This is a genomic window from Pseudomonas sp. dw_612, from assembly GCF_018449725.1.
Classification (GTDB): Bacteria; Pseudomonadota; Gammaproteobacteria; order Pseudomonadales; family Pseudomonadaceae; genus Aquipseudomonas.
Genome location: NZ_JAAVVC010000014.1, coordinates 44496 through 62876, shown reverse-complemented (window position 1 = coordinate 62876; position 18381 = coordinate 44496). Strand labels below are relative to the sequence as shown.

The 18381-nt window shown below is 59.9% G+C and carries 12 protein-coding genes; 3 read left to right on the top strand and 9 right to left on the bottom strand.

Annotated elements, in window-relative coordinates:
- The first annotated feature begins 40 nt into the window (after positions 1–40).
- Positions 41–1882, top strand: a complete 1842-nt coding sequence (locus tag HB680_RS20660; RefSeq protein ID WP_213940363.1) for a sigma-54-dependent Fis family transcriptional regulator — start codon at positions 41–43, stop codon at positions 1880–1882.
- A gap of 178 nt (positions 1883–2060) precedes the next feature.
- Here HB680_RS20660 and cysS read toward each other — a convergent pair whose 3' ends face one another.
- Together cysS and HB680_RS20650 are read right to left on the bottom strand one after the other, a co-directional pair.
- Positions 2061–3443, bottom strand: coding sequence for a cysteine--tRNA ligase (gene cysS / locus HB680_RS20655; RefSeq protein WP_213940362.1), 1383 nt, complete (start codon positions 3441–3443; stop codon positions 2061–2063).
- Between the two features lie 18 nt (positions 3444–3461).
- Positions 3462–5162 carry a glutamine--tRNA ligase/YqeY domain fusion protein gene (locus tag HB680_RS20650; RefSeq protein ID WP_213940361.1) on the bottom strand — a complete coding sequence of 567 codons (1701 nt, stop codon included), beginning with the start codon at positions 5160–5162 and terminating at the stop codon, positions 3462–3464.
- Positions 5163–5413: 251 nt separating this feature from the next.
- On the opposite strand from HB680_RS20650, the gene HB680_RS20645 reads away from it, so the two are divergent.
- Together HB680_RS20645 and lpxH are read left to right on the top strand one after the other, a co-directional pair.
- Positions 5414–5917: a peptidylprolyl isomerase gene (locus tag HB680_RS20645; protein WP_201197107.1), complete on the top strand. Its 504-nt coding sequence runs from the start codon at positions 5414–5416 to the stop codon at positions 5915–5917.
- Positions 5914–6666: a UDP-2,3-diacylglucosamine diphosphatase gene (gene lpxH, locus HB680_RS20640; RefSeq protein WP_213940360.1), complete on the top strand. Its 753-nt coding sequence runs from the start codon at positions 5914–5916 to the stop codon at positions 6664–6666. Before HB680_RS20645 ends, lpxH begins: the two co-directional genes overlap by 4 nt.
- Before the next feature lie 300 nt (positions 6667–6966).
- Here the strand turns inward: lpxH and HB680_RS20635 are convergent, their stop codons facing one another.
- The 7 genes from HB680_RS20635 to HB680_RS20605 form a co-directional block, all read right to left on the bottom strand.
- A complete protein-coding gene (locus tag HB680_RS20635; protein ID WP_213940359.1) occupies positions 6967–8496 on the bottom strand; it encodes a DHA2 family efflux MFS transporter permease subunit in 1530 nt (509 codons plus the stop codon).
- Between the two features lie 154 nt (positions 8497–8650).
- On the bottom strand, positions 8651–9853 hold the full coding sequence (locus HB680_RS20630) for an HlyD family efflux transporter periplasmic adaptor subunit (protein ID WP_213940358.1): 1203 nt from the start codon (positions 9851–9853) through the stop codon (positions 8651–8653).
- 15 nt (positions 9854–9868) lie between these two features.
- A complete protein-coding gene (locus HB680_RS20625; protein ID WP_213940357.1) occupies positions 9869–11338 on the bottom strand; it encodes an efflux transporter outer membrane subunit in 1470 nt (489 codons plus the stop codon).
- Positions 11335–11808, bottom strand: coding sequence for a MarR family transcriptional regulator (locus HB680_RS20620; protein WP_213940356.1), 474 nt, complete (start codon positions 11806–11808; stop codon positions 11335–11337). The genes HB680_RS20625 and HB680_RS20620 overlap by 4 nt, the downstream gene beginning before the upstream one ends.
- A gap of 273 nt (positions 11809–12081) precedes the next feature.
- Positions 12082–12501 (bottom strand): DUF3757 domain-containing protein, encoded by a 420-nt coding sequence (locus tag HB680_RS20615; protein ID WP_213940355.1) that lies wholly within the window; start codon positions 12499–12501, stop codon positions 12082–12084.
- Positions 12502–12972: 471 nt separating this feature from the next.
- Positions 12973–16641, bottom strand: a complete 3669-nt coding sequence (locus HB680_RS20610) for a translocation/assembly module TamB domain-containing protein (RefSeq protein WP_213940354.1) — start codon at positions 16639–16641, stop codon at positions 12973–12975.
- Positions 16638–18365 (bottom strand): autotransporter assembly complex family protein, encoded by a 1728-nt coding sequence (locus HB680_RS20605; RefSeq protein WP_213940353.1) that lies wholly within the window; start codon positions 18363–18365, stop codon positions 16638–16640. Before HB680_RS20605 ends, HB680_RS20610 begins: the two co-directional genes overlap by 4 nt.
- Positions 18366–18381 lie beyond the last annotated feature (16 nt).

Below are 18381 nucleotides of genomic sequence, written 5' to 3'. Positions count from 1 at the left end.
TAACAAAAACAATAAAAGCTTTGCTCAGAGATCGACTGCCATGGCCCTACCTGCCTCGCCGCTCTCCCACGACGCCATCATTCAGGACTCCTGGTCCCGTTGCCGCGCGTTTGGTCTGAACCACCACAGTGTCCCGACCTTCGACCAACTGCCGGCCGACGGCATCGCACACTTGCTGGAAAGCCAGCATTCCCTGGTGCAGACCACCCATCAGGAAGTGCTGCCGTATTACGAAAACATCCTGAGTAACTCCAACTGCCTGATCATGCTCGCCGACAATCAAGGCCAGGTGCTCACGTCCTGGGGCACCCAGCGCTTTATCGAGCCGAGCCTGACTCGAGGTTTCAGCGCTGGCGCGAGCTGGATGGAACGTTGCAGCGGCACCAACGCGATCGGCACGGCCCTGGCCTGCGAGCAGGCGGTGCACATTGAGCACGATGAGCATTTTCTGAAGGCCAACCGCTTCATGACTGGCTCTGCCGCGCCGATTTTCGATGCCGAGCGCAAGGTGATCGCGGTGCTGGATGTGTCCAGCGACAGCTACCTGCCGCCGTCCCACACCCTGGGCATGGTCAAGATGATGAGCCAGACCGTGGAAAACCGGCTGATCCTTAACCTGTTCCACGGCCAGCATTTTCAACTGACCTTCAACACCGGGTTGAACAACCTCGACAGCCAGTGGGCCGGGTTGTTGATTTTCGACGAGACCGGGCAAGTGTTGTCGGCCAATCGCCGGGCCGATAATCTGCTGGGCATCAGCCTGTCGCGGGTCAGCGTCGAGAGCTTGTTCAAGGTGTCGTTGCTGGAGTTGCTGAACCAGCCCGACGGCTTGCCGTTCGCCCTGCAAGCCTCCGGGCGCAACCGCTTTCAGTGCCTGTTGAAGCGGCCTAAACAGGCGCCGATTCAGGCGCGGGTGTTTGCTGAACCCCGGACCGCCGAACCGACCGTCACGATGCCCGCCGCCATCAGCCTGAACACCCTGCACTTCGGCGACAGCCGCGTGGAAAAAGCCGTGCGTCAGGCTGAGCGCTTGCTGGAGAAAGACATTCCGCTGTTGATCCACGGCGAAACCGGGGTCGGCAAGGAAGTCTTCGTCAAAGCCCTGCACCAGGCCAGTTCCCGCAGCAAACAACCGTTCATTGCGGTCAACTGTGCGGCGATCCCCGCCGAACTGGTCGAGTCCGAGCTGTTTGGCTACGAGAAAGGCGCGTTCACCGGCGCCAATCAGAAAGGCAGCATCGGCCTGATTCGCAAGGCCGACAAAGGCACGCTGTTCCTCGATGAAATCGGTGATATGCCGCTGCCGACCCAGGCGCGGCTACTGCGCGTGTTGCAGGAACGTTGCGTGCAACCGGTGGGCAGTAGCGAATTGTTCCCGGTGGACATCCGCATTATCTCGGCCACCAACCGCTCGTTGCGCGAACAGGTGCAACTGGGGCGGTTTCGGGAAGACCTGTATTACCGGATCGGCGGGTTAACGCTGGAACTGCCGCCGCTACGGGAACGCAGCGACAAACAGGCGCTGTTCAAGCGCTTGTGGGAACAGCACCGGGAGCCGTCGCAATGGGCCGGGTTGAGCCGTGAGGTGATGGAATTGTTCGGCCGTCATCCGTGGCCGGGGAATCTGCGGCAGGTCAGCAGCGTGATGCAGGTGGCGTTGGCCATGGCCGAAGAACAACCGGTGCGGCCCGAGCATTTGCCGGATGATTTTTTTGTCGATCTGGAGATGGAACCGGTGGAACCAGCGGAACCGTTGGCAGTGGATTTGAATGATGCCGAGGATTTGAATCGGTTGTTGCAGGCGGCAGGGGGGAATATCTCGCATTTGGCGCGGCGGTTGGGGGTTAGCCGCAATACGTTGTACAAGCGCCTGCGACAGTGATCGTGAGAACGATCAACATCAAAAGATCGCAGCCTTCGGCAGCTCCTACGCAGGATTGTGCCCGCCGCGTAATTGTGGACGAACCCAATCCTGTAGGAGCTGCAAGGCTGCGATCTTTTGATCTTTACCAAACAAAAACCCGCACAAGGCGGGTTTTGTTTTGCAACGGATCAAGCAATCAGTCCGCCAATCGCCAGGTCGTGCCACCCTTGCCGTCTTCCAGCACCACGCCCATGGCGGTGAGCTGGTCGCGGATGCGGTCGGATTCGGCCCAGTCTTTGCCGGCACGTGCCGCCAGACGCGCCGCAATCAGCGCATCAACCTCAGCCGCATCCACCCGGCCTTCAGCGCCAGCCTGCAGGAAGTCATCCGCCTCAAGCTGCAACACACCCAACACACTCGCCAGTTCCTTCAAGCGTGCCGCCAGACCCGCCGCTGCATTGAGATCGCTCTCACGCAAACGGTTGATCTCGCGCACCATCTCGAATAGCACCGCGCAGGCTTCCGGCGTACCGAAGTCGTCGTTCATCACCTGGGTGAAACGCTCGACAAACGCTTCGCCACCGGCCGGCGCAGCGCTCGGCAGGCCTTTCAACGCGTGGTAGAAACGCTCGAGGGCGCCCTTGGCGTCCTTGAGGTTGTCTTCCGAGTAGTTGATCGCGCTGCGGTAGTGGCTCGACACCAGCAGGTAACGCACGACTTCCGGGTGGTACTTTGCCAGCACGTCGCGAATGGTGAAGAAGTTGTTCAAGGACTTGGACATCTTCTCGCCATTGATGCGAATCATGCCGCAATGCATCCACGCATTGGCGTAGGTCTTGCCGGTCGCCGCTTCGCTCTGGGCGATTTCGTTTTCATGGTGCGGGAACTCGAGGTCGCTGCCGCCGCCATGAATGTCGAACGTCTCGCCCAGGCAGCAGGTCGACATCACCGAGCACTCGATGTGCCAGCCCGGACGCCCGGCGCCCCATGGCGATTCCCAGCTCGGCTCACCCGGCTTGGTGGCTTTCCACAGCACGAAGTCCAGCGGGTCCTGTTTCGACTCGTCGACTTCGATCCGCGCGCCGATGCGCAGGTCTTCAATCTTTTTGCGCGACAGCTTGCCGTAACCCATGAACTTGGCGACGCGGTAGTACACGTCGCCATTGCCCGGAGCGTAGGCGTAACCCTTGTCGATCAGGGTCTGGATCATGGTCAGCATGCCAGGGATATGATCGGTGGCCCGCGGTTCCATGTCCGGCTTGAGGATGTTGAGGCGTGCCTCGTCCTCGTGCATCGCGGTGATCATGCGCTCGGTCAACACGTCGAACGGCTCGCCGTTCTCCTTGGCCCGATTGATGATCTTGTCTTCAATGTCGGTGATATTGCGTACATACGTCAGGTTATAACCGCTGAAACGCAACCAGCGGGTCACCAGGTCGAACGCGACCATGCTGCGGCCGTGGCCAATGTGGCAGTAGTCGTACACGGTCATCCCGCAGACGTACATGCGCACATTGTTGCCATCCAGCGGCTTGAAGACTTCTTTGCTCTTGGTGAGCGTGTTGTAGATCGTCAGCACTTTAATTGTTTCCTTGAATCACTGGCCCCACGAATCACGCAAGGTCACGGTACGGTTGAACACCGGATGACCAGGTTTCGAGTCCTTGATATCCGCGACGAAGTAACCTTCGCGCTCGAACTGGAAACGGTCTTCCGGCTGTGCATTGCCCAGCGAGGGTTCAGCACGACAACCGGTGAGAACTTGCAGCGAGTCAGGGTTGATGTTGTCCAGGAAACTGGCGCTGTCTTCGGCCTTCTCAGGGTTGGCCGAACGGAACAGACGATCGTACAGACGCACTTCGCACTCGACGCTGGCAGCCGCCGGCACCCAGTGCACCACGCCTTTGACCTTGCGGCCTTCAGGGTTCTTGCCCAGGGTTTCCGGGTCGTAGGAGCAACGCAGTTCGACGATGTTGCCCTCGGCGTCCTTGATCGCTTCGTCGGCACGGATCACGTAGCTGCCGCGCAGACGCACTTCGCCGTTGGGCTCCAGGCGCTTGTAGCCTTTTGGCGGCTCTTCCATGAAGTCATCGTGGTCGATGTAGATTTCACGGGCGAACGGCAACTTGCGCACGCCCAGCTCTTCTTTCTGCGGATGACGTGGCAGTTCGAGGTTCTCGACCTGGTCTTCCGGGTAGTTGGTGATCACTACCTTCAACGGACGCAGCACGCACATGGCGCGCGGAGCATTCTGGTCCAGATCCTGACGGATGCTGAATTCAAGCATGCCGAAATCCACCACGCCGTCGGAACGGTTGGTGCCGACCATGTCGCAGAAGTTACGGATCGACGCGGGTGTATAGCCACGGCGGCGGAAGCCCGACAGCGTGGACATGCGAGGATCGTCCCAGCCGAACACGTGCTTTTCATCGACCAGTTGCTTGAGCTTGCGCTTGCTGGTGATGGTGTAGTTCAAGTTCAGACGGCTGAATTCGTACTGGCGCGGGTGCGCCGGCACTGGCAGAGCGTCCAGGAACCAGTCGTACAGCGGACGGTGGCTTTCGAACTCCAGGGTGCAGATCGAGTGGGTGATGCCTTCGATGGCGTCCGACTGACCGTGGGTGAAGTCGTAGTTCGGGTAGATGCACCACTTGTCGCCGGTCTGGTGGTGGTGCGCGTGACGGATGCGATACATGATCGGGTCGCGCAGGTTCATGTTCGGCGAGGCCATGTCGATCTTGGCCCGCAGCACGCGTGCGCCGTCCTGGAATTCGCCGGCCTTCATGCGGGCGAACCAGTCGAGGTTTTCTTCCACGGAGCGGTCACGGAACGGGCTGTTCTTGCCCGGCTCGGTCAGGGTGCCGCGATATTCCTTGGCCTGCTCGGGACTCAAGTCATCGACGTAGGCCTTGCCGGCCTTGATCAGCTCGACGGCCCAGTCGTGCAACTGGTCGAAATACTGCGAGGCGTAGCGCACTTCACCGGACCATTCGAAGCCCAGCCATTTGATGTCGCTTTCGATCGCGTCGATGTATTCCTGGTCTTCCTTGGCCGGGTTGGTGTCGTCGAAACGCAGGTGCGTGACACCGCCAAACTCCTGGGCCAGGCCGAAGTTCACGCAAATCGACTTGGCGTGACCGATATGCAGGTAGCCGTTGGGCTCAGGCGGGAAACGGGTGACGATCTGCGTGTGCTTACCCGAGTCCAGGTCCGCCTGGATGATCGGGCGCAGGAAGTTGACCGGCACGGCAGGGCCGGTCTTGGCATTCGAGGTAGGGTCGACAGTGGGCTTGCTCATAGGATCCTTGAACGTACAAGTGCGTGGCCGGAACGAAAGGCCTGACAAAACAAAGGCGCTATCATAGCCGATGCTGTCAAGCCGCTGACAGAGCGGGCCTGCAAACGGCTGCATTTAATCGGCTTCAAATGAAAAACAGCCTCGAAATTCGCGCCTGTCGCGCTAAACTGCGCACCTTGGTCGAGACAGACCAGACCGGTTGCGGGCCGAAACGCCCCGAAACCCACGAATTTCTTGAAAGAGTGCCGATCATGACCCAAGTCAAACTGACCACCAACCACGGCGACATCGTCCTGGAACTGAACGCTGAAAAAGCACCGCTCACCGTTGCCAACTTCATCGAATACGTCAAAGCCGGCCACTACGAAAACACCGTTTTCCACCGTGTCATCGGTAACTTCATGATCCAGGGCGGCGGTTTCGAGCCAGGCATGAAAGAAAAGAAAGACAAGCGCCCAAGCATCCAGAACGAAGCCGACAACGGCCTGCCGAACGAGAAGTACACCGTGGCCATGGCCCGCACCATGGAGCCGCATTCGGCTTCCGCCCAGTTCTTCATCAACGTGGCTGACAACAGCTTCCTGAACCACAGCGCCAAGACCACTCAGGGCTGGGGCTACGCGGTATTCGCCAAAGTGGTTGCCGGCACTGACGTTGTCGACAAGATCAAAGGCGTGAGCACCACGTCCAAGTCCGGCCACCAGGACGTACCAGCAGACGACGTGATCATCGAGAAAGCCGAGATCATTGAGTGATATTGCTGATTTCAGACTTGCATCTGGAAGAGGAGCGCCCGGACATTACCCGGGCGTTTCTGGATTTGCTCGCCGGACGCGCCCGCTCGGCGAGTGCGTTGTACATTCTGGGCGACTTTTTCGAGGCGTGGATTGGCGACGATGCCATGACAGCCTTCCAGCGTTCCATCTGCCAGGCCCTGCGCACCCTCAGCGACAGCGGCACGGCAATTTTTCTGATGCACGGCAATCGCGACTTCATGCTCGGCAAGGCCTTTTGTAAACAGGCCGGCTGCACGTTATTGAAGGATCCGAGTGTCGTGCAGTTTTATGGCGAGCCCGTGCTGTTGATGCACGGCGACAGCCTCTGCACCCGCGATGTCGGCTATATGAAGCTGCGTCGCTACCTGCGTAATCCCATCACCCTGTTCATCCTCCGGCATTTGCCTCTGAGCACCCGGCATAAACTGGCGCGCAAACTGCGCAGCGAAAGCCGTGCGCAGACGCGGATGAAGGCCAATGACATTGTCGATGTCACGCCGGACGAAGTGCCACGGATCATGCGGGCATTTGGCGTGAAGACGCTGATCCATGGGCACACCCATCGGCCGGCGATTCACAAGTTGCAGATTGGCGAACAAGCGGCCAAGCGCATTGTGCTGGGGGATTGGGATCGCCAGGGCTGGGCGTTACAGGTGGATGAGCAAGGATTTGCCCTCGCCCCCTTCGACTTCGCCCCGCCGCCGCAATTGGCATTGCCGAACGGCTAAGAGCCACCCCTCACCCCAGCCCTCTCCCCAGAGGGGAGAGGGGGAAAGGGAGCAGATCTGCATCGTTTCTCGGACCTGAGTTCGACTCGGACTTTCAGGTCGATGTGGCTCAAAAGAACGCCTCTGTCAGTCCCCTCGCCCCCTTGGGGAGAGGGGGAAAGGGAGCAGATCTCCATCGCTTCCCAGACCTGAGTTCGACTCGGGCTTTCAGGTCGATGGAGCTCAAAAGAAGGCCTCGGTCAGTCCCCTCGCCCCCTTGGGGAGAGGGTTAGGGTGAGGGGTCGATCTCAAGCCCTACACTCAATGCCCAGATGCCGCAGGCCCCGCCTTCGCCGCAAATGGCGGTTTCGCCAGCCAAACGATCAGCATCAACCCCATGAACCCCCACCCGAGCAGCGTGAAGTAATCCACGGTGGAGAGCATGTACGCCTGGCTGGTCAGCACTTGGTCGAGTTGCGCATACGCCGGGGTACTCGCGCCGCCCAGGGTGTTCAAGGCATCCCGGGTCGGTTGGTCATAGGTGGTGATGCTTTCGCTCAGATAGGCATGGTGCTGATCCGCCCGGCGAATCCAGATCCACGTCGTCAACGACGCCGCAAAACTGCCGCCCAGGGTCCGCAGGAAGGTCGCCAGGCCCGCGCCGTCGGCGATCTGGCTTGGCGGCAGGTCCGACATCAAAATGCTCAGGGTCGGCATAAAGAACAGCGCCACGCCAATGCCCATGAACAGTTGCACCAGAGCGATGTGCTGGAAGTCCACTTCGTTGGTGAACCCGGCGCGCATGAAGCAGCTCAGGCCAATCGCCAGGAACGCCAGACCGGCCAGCAGGCGCAGGTCGAACTTGTTCGCGTACTTGCCGACAAACGGAGACATCAGCACCGGCAGAATCCCGATCGGCGCCACTGCCAGGCCCGCCCAGGTGGCGGTATAGCCCATCTGGGTTTGCAACCATTGCGGCAGGATCAGGTTGATGCCGAAGAACCCGGCGTAACCCAGCACCAGCACAATGGTGCCGATGCGGAAGTTGCGATAAGCGAACAACCGCAGATTCACCACCGGGTGTTTATCGGTCATTTCCCAGATGATGAACACCGCCAGGGCAATCACCGAAATCGCCGCGCCAATGATGATGAAGTTCGATTCGAACCAGTCCAGGTCGTTGCCTTTATCGAGGATCACCTGCAACGCACCGACGCCAATGATCAGCGTGATCAAACCCACGTAATCCATCGGCTGGCGGCTGGTTTCCACTGGACGCGCCTTGAGCTGCGAGCGCACCACCATCACCGCGAAAATTCCGATCGGCACGTTGATAAAGAAGATCCACGGCCAGCTATAGCTGTCGGTAATCCAGCCACCGAGGATCGGGCCGGCAATCGGCGCGACCACCGTGACCATCGCCAGCAACGCCAGGGCCATGCCGCGCCTGGCCGGGGGATACACCGCAATCAACAGGGTCTGGGTCATCGGGTACAACGGCCCGGCCACCAGGCCTTGCAGCACACGGAAGCCGATCAGTTCCGGCATCGAGGTCGAGATACCGCAGAGAAACGAGGCCAGCACAAACAGAATCGTGGCCCAGAGAAACAGCTTCACTTCACCGAAACGCCGGCTCAACCAACCGGTCAGCGGCAGCGCAATCGCGTTGCTCACGGCGAACGAAGTGATCACCCAGGTGCCCTGCTCCGAACTCACGCCCAGGTTGCCGGAAATCGTCGGCAAGGCCACGTTGGCGATGGTGGTGTCGAGCACTTGCATGAAGGTCGCCAGCGACAGGCCGATGGTGCTGAGCAACAGGCTGGGCGGCGTGAAAGAGGCGTTATTGCTCATCGCAAATCCTTTGAAACCGGGTGGGCGCGGCGTTGCTTACAGGCGCCGCTGACCTTGTGGGAGCGGGCTTGCTCGCGAAGGCGGTTCTCTATTCAACATCTCAGTTGACTGAATCACCGCCTTCGCGAGCAAGCCCACTCCCACAGGGTTAGTGTCAGCGTTGCGCGGTCTTGCTGACCGCCGCGCTGTTGTCATGGATCAACTGAGTGATCATCGCGTCGGCCTCGGCCAACTGACGGTCATAGACGTTGGTGCTGAACGAAGCCTTTTGTGGCGGCTGCTGCGCCAGCACCGGGCCGCTCTGGTCGTGCAGGTTCACATCGACCTGGGTCGACAGGCCTACGCGCAACGGGTGCTTGGCCAGTTCTTCGGCATTGACATGAATCCGCACCGGCACACGCTGAACAATCTTGATCCAGTTACCGGTAGCGTTTTGCGCCGGCAGCAAGGCAAACGCGCTGCCGGTGCCCGCACCGAGGCTGTCGATGGTGCCGCTGAATTTCACGTCGCTGCCGTACAGGTCGGCCTCGATGTCCACCGGTTGGCCGATGCGCATGTCACGCAGCTGGGTTTCCTTGAAGTTGGCGTCGATCCAAAGTTGATCGAGTGGAATCACCGCCATCAGCGCGGTGCCCGGTTGAACCCGTTGGCCCAGTTGCACCGAGCGTTTGGCCACATAACCGGTGACCGGCGCGATCAAGGTGCTGCGGGAGTTGTTCAGGTAGGCCTGGCGCAGATTCGCGGCGGCGGACATCACGTCCGGGTGCGACGAAACCACGGTGTCGTCCACCAGGGCGCTGGTGGTCTTGAGCTGCTGCTGGGCATTGGCCAAAGCGTTTTGCGCCGAGGTCAGGTCGTCGCGAGCATGGGACAGTTCTTCCTGGGAAATCGCGCCGCCAGCGGCGAGGTTTTTCCGGCGGTTGAAGTTATCCTGGGCTTTTTGCACGTTCGCCTGCTGGGCATTGACCTGGGCGCGCATCCCGTCGACGTTGCTGTACAAGCCACGTACCTGGCGCACGGTGCGGGCCAGATTGGCCTGGGCACTTTGCAGCCCGACTTCGGCGTCGTTCGGGTCGAAGTTGACCAGCACCTGGCCTTCGTGGACCAGATCGCCATCGTCGGCACCGATGCTCACCACGGTGCCGGTGACCAGCGGCGTGATTTCCACCACGTTGCCGTTCACGTAGGCGTCATCGGTGCTTTCGTTCCAGCGCCCGTAGAATTCGTGATACGCCCAGACGCCGGCACCGGCGAGGATCACCAGAATCGCCAGCACGGTCAGCATGACTTTGCGTTTGCGCGGGTTGCTGGTGTCTTGAGCGTTGTCTTGGGGTTTTGCAGTTTCGGCAGTGGCCATGACAGATACCTTGAATTAGTTGTTCAGCTTGGCTGGAGCTGGATTGGCCGAGGCGAGGGTGTCGGCCTGGAAGCCGCCGCCGAGCGCCTGCATCAGTTGGATCGACAAATCGATCTGCTCGGCATTCAGGTTGGCCAGTTGACGCTGGGCCTGGAGCAATTGCTGTTCGATGCTGAGCACGTCCAGGTAATTGCCGATGCCGGAACCGTAGCGCTGGACCACGGTGTTGTAAGAGTCCTGGGCAATCTCGGTGGCGTGCTGCTGGGCACCAATCTGCCGGCCGATATCGCGCAACTGGTTGATGGTGTCGCTCACATCCCCCAGGGCCTTGACCAGACTCTTGTTGTACTGCGCCACCGCCAGGTCATAGTCGGCGTCGCGGGCATCGAGGTTGGCGCGCAAGCGGCCACCGTCGAAAATCGGCACCGAAATGGTCGGGGCAATATTGAAGAAGCGACTGGCCGAACCGAACATCGCGTCACCCAATAAGGATTCGGCACCCGCGGCGGCGGTAAGGTTCAGGTTCGGATAGAACTGGGTCTTGCTCGCAGCGATGTCCTTGCTCGCGGCCTCGACCCGCCAGCGCGCTGCCACCAGGTCCGGGCGACGACCGAGCAATTCCGCCGGCAGCACCGACGGCAAAGCCACGGCGCTGGCCTGGAGGATTTTCGGGCGGGCGATTTCATTGCCGCGATCCGGGCCTTTGCCCAGCAGCACGGCCAGGGCGATTTTCGCGCTGTTCAGGCGTTTTTCCGCATCGATCAGACTGGCTTCGGAGCTGGCTTCCAGGCTTTCGGTCTGCTGGAACTGATACTGACTGTCGATCCCGGAACTCAAGCGACGCTGGCTCAGGTCGAGCATTTGCTTGGTGCGTTTGAGGTCTTCATTGGCCAGGTCATAAACGATGTGCGCCTGCCCCAGATCGCTGTAGGCGCGAGCGACGTCGGCGGACAAGGTCAGTTGCGCGGCCTGTTGGTCGACTTCGGCGGCGCGGGCCTGGCCCAACGCAGCTTCCCAGGCGTCACGCTGACCGCCCCAGAGGTCGAAGTTGTAATTGAAGCTGGCGCTGATGTTGCGCACGGTGGCATAGGCATCGCCCTGCCCCAGCGGGTCTTGATCTTTGGCCAGGCGCGAACGGCTGACACCGGCGCTGGCATCGAGGGTCGGCATCCGCGCGGCATCGGCGGCATACGCGGCAGCGCTGGCCTGGTGGGCGCGGGCGTCGGCGATTTGCATGTCGGGGCTGTCGTGCAGGGCTTCGCGGATCAGACCGTCGAGCTGTGGGTCGCCGAGGCTTTTCCACCAGTCGCTTTTCGGCCAGGCCGCCGGGGACAAGGTCACGCCCGTGAGGGATTGCCCGGCCTTGAGGCTTTTCGCATCGACGCTTTTGCCTTCGGTGTGCAAGCCGCTGTAACTGGCGCAACCGGCCAGGATCATCGACGCCAGCACCAGGCTCAGGCTGGCACGCAAGGTTTTGCTGCTCATTTATCACCTACCCGCAGCAGGGTGATCGAGTCACCGGCTGCCACCAAGATTTTCTTCAGGATCTGTTCCAGGGTCTTCAACTCGTCCGGAGTAATAGCGCCGGCCAGTTCATTCATGGCGTCGGCGCCGATGTCCGGCAGACGGTCAGTCAATTGCTGGCCTTGTTCGGTCAACACCAGTTGCACCTGACGGCGGTCGGCCTCGGAGCGTTGGCGGGCGAGGAAACCTTTCTGTTCGAGACGATCGAGCATGCGGGTCATCGAACCGCTGTCCAGCGACAGGTGCCGGCACAACTCGGCCGGGGTATCGACGCCGAACTGGGCCATGATGATCAGCACTTTGAACTGCGCGGCGGTGATGCCGTGGGGTTCCATGTGCGTGTCGATGATCCGGTCCTTGAGCAGCGCGGCGCGCCCGAGCAAAAGGCCGAGGTGGCAATGCTTGAATTGTTCAGGGGTGAAATGCTTCATCTGACCACCAATTAGCTGCCTAGGCAGAGAATGTATGTCGAGATGTTACTGCCTAGGCAGCGAATGTCAACGTAATAGTTAGGATGCTTTGTATTTAGCTGATCAGTGGCGGGGTGAAAAAGCAAAAAGATCGCAGCCTTCGGCAGCTCCTACAGAGGTTGTGTTCCACCCGTAAGAGCTGCCGAAGGCTGCGATCTTTTTGCTTCTGGTTCTTTAAGCGAAGCGCTAACGAACGGTCGACTCAGGCTTGAACCGAGCCGACACAAGATGCACTTACTTGAACGTGCACTGCTCTGGCGTCACACCAGCGCAACGAGGAAGCACGCTGCCGTCGGGCTGGGTTTCGTTAACCCAAGCGGTCCCGACCGGTGTCACTGCATCAACGGTTTTCAGCGCCATTCGCACGCCTTCACGTTTCGAACCTACGTAATCGCATGCCACGAAATTCTTCGCGTTGACGACATACGCTTCCTTGAACGCCACCGCTTTCAAGTCGTTCTTTTCAGCCATCGGGTTTTCGCCGGTCCATTGCAGACCTTTAGCCGCAGAGGCGGTGTAAACAAAGCCGCCACCCTCTATTGCTGTCTGCTGAATCGCGTCGACGCCCGGGCACGCGTTGTCGGCATAGGCGTTAGCCATCATTGCCATCATCACAACGACCCCAGCGGAAATTTTCTTGATATTACCGGTCATGCTTGTCACTCCATGTTTGCACTTAAGGGTTAGTCATCATCCATCTACGACTTGTTATTAGCCCAGTCAGATAAATCAACATCGCATCAATTGCGATGGCTTATCCTAGTACAGACACACACTTCAAAAAACTGCTCTCAATGCGTAAAAAACATCAAAACATGTCGAAAGACCAAATACAAAAACACGTAGAACAACTAAATCTTCAAATAAAAACCACCACCAACCCACTGAATACATTGATATTTATCATTGCTAACACAAACCAGAAAAACCCGAAAAACCAACAAGAACAGCTATTACCTACCGAAGGCGACAGCACAACCTACAAGCTATAAGTATCAATCATCCAAACTCTGACAACTTGTCTGATACCCCAGAACGAATAGTCCCACACACAAAAGCCCTCCTTGCCTACTTCATGTCGTTATTACATAAAGAGGCAGGAGGGCTTTTGAAGTCTGCGTTAAATCAAAAATCCCGCTTATAGAAGATATCCAGCGAACTGGCCACGCCGCTGGCCACTTCCACGTAAACCTTTTTGCTCAGCTTGTAGCGCAGGGCAATGGTGTTCGCCGGTTCAAACACGCCGACGCCATAACGCAAACTGAGTTTCTCGGAAATATTGCCGCTGGCCACCACCGCCGTCGTGTTGCCGCTGCCTTGGGTGTCGAGCTGGAAATCCTGAATCCCCAGGTCCTTGGCCAAACCGCTGGTCACCCCGGAACTGCCCATCAAGCCCAACCCAAGCGCCGCTTGGGCGAGCATGTTGTTGTCTTCACCATTGGTGCTCAACGGACGCCCGAGCACCAGATAAGACAGCGCCTGTTCCTGGCTCATCGCCGGTTCGGAGAAGATTTGCGTGGTGGGCTGCTCGGCGCTACCGCTCAGGCGAATACCGGCGATGATGTCGTCGGTCTGGCGAATCGCTTCGATGTCCAGGTACGGCTGATCAATGGGCCCGGCGAACAGCAAACGCGCCCGGCGCACGGTCAGTCGCTGGCCATAGGCGCGGTAACGACCATCGTTAAGCCACAGCTCCCCGCGCGTATCCATGTTGTCGCCAATGTGCACATGCCCTTGCAGATTGGCGGTCAGGCCAAACCCGGCAAAGCTGAGTTTGTCGTCACCAACCACCACATCGATGTCCATTTTCATGGCGATCGGCGGTTTGCCTTGTTCGGTTTGCGCACCGACGATTACCGTGTCATCGGAAACCTTGACCGTCGACGGCGGCAATTCACGCACGGTGATTTCGCCCTTGGGCACCAGCACTTTGCCGGCGATGGCCAGTTCGTCGCCCTTCATCGAAATCTTCAGGTCCGGCGCCACTTCGAGCTTGGCGTAGGGCTCGACGGTGACCGGCAGCTGCGTGCCTTTCAGCGTCAGGTCCACCACCAGCGCCTGACCCCAGGCGATGTTGCCGTTCAAACTGCCCTGCCCGGTCTTGCCGCTTTTCCAGCCGCCGTTCAATTGCACGGTTTCACCGGCAATCACCGCCCGCAGCTGCAAGGCTTGCAACTCCATCGGCAATTCAGCCCCGGACACCTCGCCATCGCTGAGCATCAGGTTGCCGTTGACCAGTGGCGTCAACAACCCACCCGAGAGCGTGCCACTGCCATTCAAACGGCCGGTGAGTTTTTCGACCATCGGCACAAACGGCCGCGCCACCGACAAGTCCAGACCGTTGAGGCGGAACGAGCCGGTTAGCGGTTTGTTCTTCGCCAGCGGATTGATCTGCGCCTGCACCATCAGTTCGCCGAGCTTGCCGCCGACGAAGTTGAGGTCGGTGTCGATGCGCTTGGGCGTAAGTTTACTGGTGAGCTTCAGGGTCTGGTACGGGAAGTCCAGCCACTGATCCTTCTCTTTCATGCGCAAGGTGCCGCCGCTGGCATCGATGCTGATCTGACCATTCGGGCCGCTGGCCGGCAGGTCCAGTTGCAGGTCGGCGTTGAGCTTGCCCTTCCAGGCGAAATCCTTCGGCAGCCATTGGGCGAGGCTGTCGATCGGGAATTGCTTGAGGTGATAACGCAGCTTCGGTTCCGGCATCAGGCGTTGGTCTTCGCCGCACAAGCTGGCCGGGCCGGACATCCAGCAATGGGCGCCAAAATTGATCCTGCCGTCCGCCAATCGCTCAAGCTTCGCCGGCCCTTGCAGCTTCCAGTCCTGACCGCCAGCCTGAATATCACCGCTGGCCAGGCGTCCGCGCCAGTTGCCCTTGTCCAGCGCACCGTCGAGGCCGAGGGCCAGTTTCAATTGCGGGCCTTGCAGGTCGAGGCTGAGTTTCTGGTTCTTGATATCGCCCTGACCACTGGCGGTCAGCATCCCCAACGAGGTTTCCCCGGCCTGAATGCCGCTGCCCTTGAGGTCGATCTTCGCCCGTTGCGCACTGTCGAGGGTGGCATCGAGGTTCAGGCTTTGCAGGCGATTGTCTTCGAAGGCCAGTTGCGAGCCTTGCAGACCGAGTTTGCCTTGGGGGGCCTTGAGCGTGCCGGCGACGTCAACCCGACCATTGAGCTGCCCGCGCAGTTGCGGCCAGAGTTGGGCCAGGCGCGGCAGCTTGATATCGATCTGCCCGGCGAGTTTCTGTTGCAGGCTGCCCTTGCCGTTGATGCTGTTGTCGCCAAGGCGAATCTGCAGTGCATTGAGGTTCCATTGATCCCCGGCGCCATCGGCCTTGGCCTGGATCACCGCCGGCTGGCCGCGCAGTTTGCCCTTCAAATCGAGGTCGGCGCTCAGGCTGAGTTTTTCGTTCTTCATCTCGCCTTTGCTACGCAACGGTCCGGCCAAGGTGCCCGGCAACTCCGCCATCCAGTACGCCGGGTTGATCGCCGACAGGTCCAGCGCCGTGTCCCAAGCGATGCCATCGGCGAATTGCAGGTTCAGGTGGCCTTCGGCCTTGCCCTGCCCGGCTTCGAGTTGGAATTGTTGCAGGTAGATTTTTGTCAGATCGCCCGCGAACGGGCTGCTCAGACTGAACGCCCCGGCCGGGCCATCGAGTGCGGCTTTGAAGTTGCCGAGGTATTTTCCGTCGGTGTAGGAGACTTCGCCGTTGAAGCTGCGCAGCGCGACTTGCGGCTCATCGATCAGCGGATAAAGCCGATGCCACGGGAAGTCCAGCCAATCGATGTTCGCCTGGGCGGTCAGACCTTTGCTCCAGTCGAGGTTGCCGGTGAGTTTGAGGCTTTGCTTGTCGTTGGCGGTCAAGTCGAGGCCGACAATCTGCGCGCCCTTGGCGTCGACCTTGCCTTGCAGCATCAGCGCGACGGGACCAAGCTCTGCGGGCAACGTGGCTTTGCCGAGCAATTGGTAACCGTTTTTCAGGTCGCCGTCGCCGGTGAGTTCGAGTTGATTGAGTTGCAGGGTGTCCGGCAGGTCGGCGGCGGGCTTGAAGCCATCGGCGGTGATTCGCACCTTGGCCGGCAGGTTTTCCACCAGCGGTTGCAGTTCGCCGGTCAGTTGTCCGTCGAGGTAACCGCTGCTGTCGGCCTTGAGGTTCAAGGTTTTCAGCAGGTCGCCTTCGACCTTCAACGCCAGCGTCCACGGCGCGGGCGTCGATAGTGTCAGCTTGCCTTCGGCGGTCAACGGCCAATTGCCGCCGGGTTGCAGCAGACCGGAGAGATTCAGGCTCAGGTCATCCCGTTGCAATTGCACCGAGTCGATCTGCATCCCTTTCGCCGTCCAGTGCGCCGCCAGTTGCAGGCCCTTGAGTTCTTCGCTGCCGTTGAACAGCAGGCGGCCGACCTTGACGTCACCCAGTTCAATCGCCAGCGGCAGCTTCAAGTCTGGGAGAGTGATAGGGCCGCTGCTTTCTTCTTCAGCGCCGGGCGGAAATTGCAGGCTGACTTGATCGGTTTGCAACTGATCGACGCACAAGGTCATGCGCGTCAGGCACAGCGGCGACCAGGCGAAAATCACTTTATTCAGTTCAACCCGACTGCTGTCCTGCTGCCACAGCAGATGATCGGCGCTCCACTGCCCGCCCAAACGGCCCTGGAAATTCTCCACGGTCAAACCCGGCACAAAACCCAGTGCCCAACGACTGCCCGTCGCCGTGCCCAGCACCGTGGCCACGGCCAACACGATCAGCATCAACAGCGCCAGAAGCGCCGCCAGTGAAATTTTCAAACCACGCTTCACAGCTCAGGCCCCATTGAAAAGTGCAGTCGAATGCCGCCGTCGTCGTCCATCGCGTGGGCCAGGTCGAGGCGGATCGGCCCTACCGGCGAAACCCAGCGCACACCGATACCGATGCCGGTCTTGAGGTTCGGCAGTTCGAGTGTGTTGAAAGAGTTGCCTTGGTCGATAAAGGTCGCGATTCGCCATTTTTCGGCGATGGAATATTGGTATTCGGCACTGGCGGCAATCATGTAGCGGCCACCGATGCGGTCGCCGTCGGAGTTTTCCGGGGACAGACTTTGATAGTCGTAACCGCGCACGCTCTGATCGCCACCGGCGAAGAAGCGCAACGATGGCGGCACCGATTTGTAGCCGTTGGTGGCGCTGCCGCCGACCTGCACGCGACCGAGGAAACGGTGTTTGTCGAAAACGGTGGTCAGGCCTTTGACCAGCGCGGTGCCGTACAGCAAGTTAGTGTCCGAACCGAGCCCTTCCTTGGCCACTTTGGTTTCGAAAGTCAGGCGATAGCCGTTGTGCGGGTCGATGCGGTTATCGCTTTTCAGGTACGAATAGCTGACGCCGGGCATCAGCAATGTGCTCAAGCCCGAGTCATCGCCCAGCTCGTATTCCTCGCGCTGCCACTTGAGCGACACCACACGCTGCCAGCCGCTGGGCAACTTGCTGTGCCATTCGGGGCCGAGGGTCAGCAACTTGCTCAGGGAATCGGTGCCGGCGATTTCTTCATATTGATAACCGGCGGCCCAGCGCAGTTTGTCGGTCAGCGGCGGGTCCAGCGGAATGTCGTAGAACACCCCGACGTTCTGCCGTGGCGCCGACAGTTCGGCTTCCCAACCATAGCTGTCGCCCTGGGGGTTGACCCAGTGCCGGGTCCAGTTGGCCTTGATCCGAGGCCCGACGTCGGTGGAATAGCCCAAACCGAGGCCCATGGTGCGCGGCTTGCGGGTGTCGAGCTTGACCGCCACCGGAATCACATCGTCCTTGGACGCAGTCGGTGCAGCGTCCACGCGCACGCCTTCGAAATAGCCGCTGGATTGCAGGGCCTGGTTGAGTTCGGCGATCAGTTCGGAGTCATATGGCGCGCCGGCCTTGAACGGCACCATGCGTTGCAGCAGGTCTTCGTCGAACGGCGTGTCGCCTTCGAACGTGACTTTACCCAAGGCGTAACGCGGGCCGCTGTCGTAGATCAATTCAACGTCGGCCACACCCGCACGCGGGTCCACCAAGAGTTTCTGACTGGTGAAATGGCCGCTGAAAAAGCCGAAGCGCGAGGCCTGGTTCTGGATCAGGCGCTTGGCGTCTTCGTAATGCCCATGGTTGAGCACCGCGCCGGGCTTGAGCAGCTCTGGTGGCGGCTTGCGAAAGGATTTGAGAGCGCCGGCCGGCCCGTCGATGCGCACGGTGACGTTGCGCAAATGGATCGGTTCGCCGGGGTCGATCTTCAGCGTCAGGCGCGGCTTCTCGCCGCCCTTCACTTCGCTGTCGATCTGCGGCTGGTAATAACCCAAGGCCTGGGCGGCCTTGCGCGCCTGTTCCTCGGCACCCCGACTGAAGCGCAGCAAAGCTTCTTCGTCACGATCGCCGAGGCTGCCGATATAGCCCTCTATATTGGCTTTCAGTTCATCGTTGGACGGTTTGATCCGCACATCCAATTCACTTTGCGCCAGCGCCGTGCAGCTGGATAACAGCAGGAGCACGCCACTGGTAAATCTTCCTGGAAACTTCATAGGCGCGGATGCTATC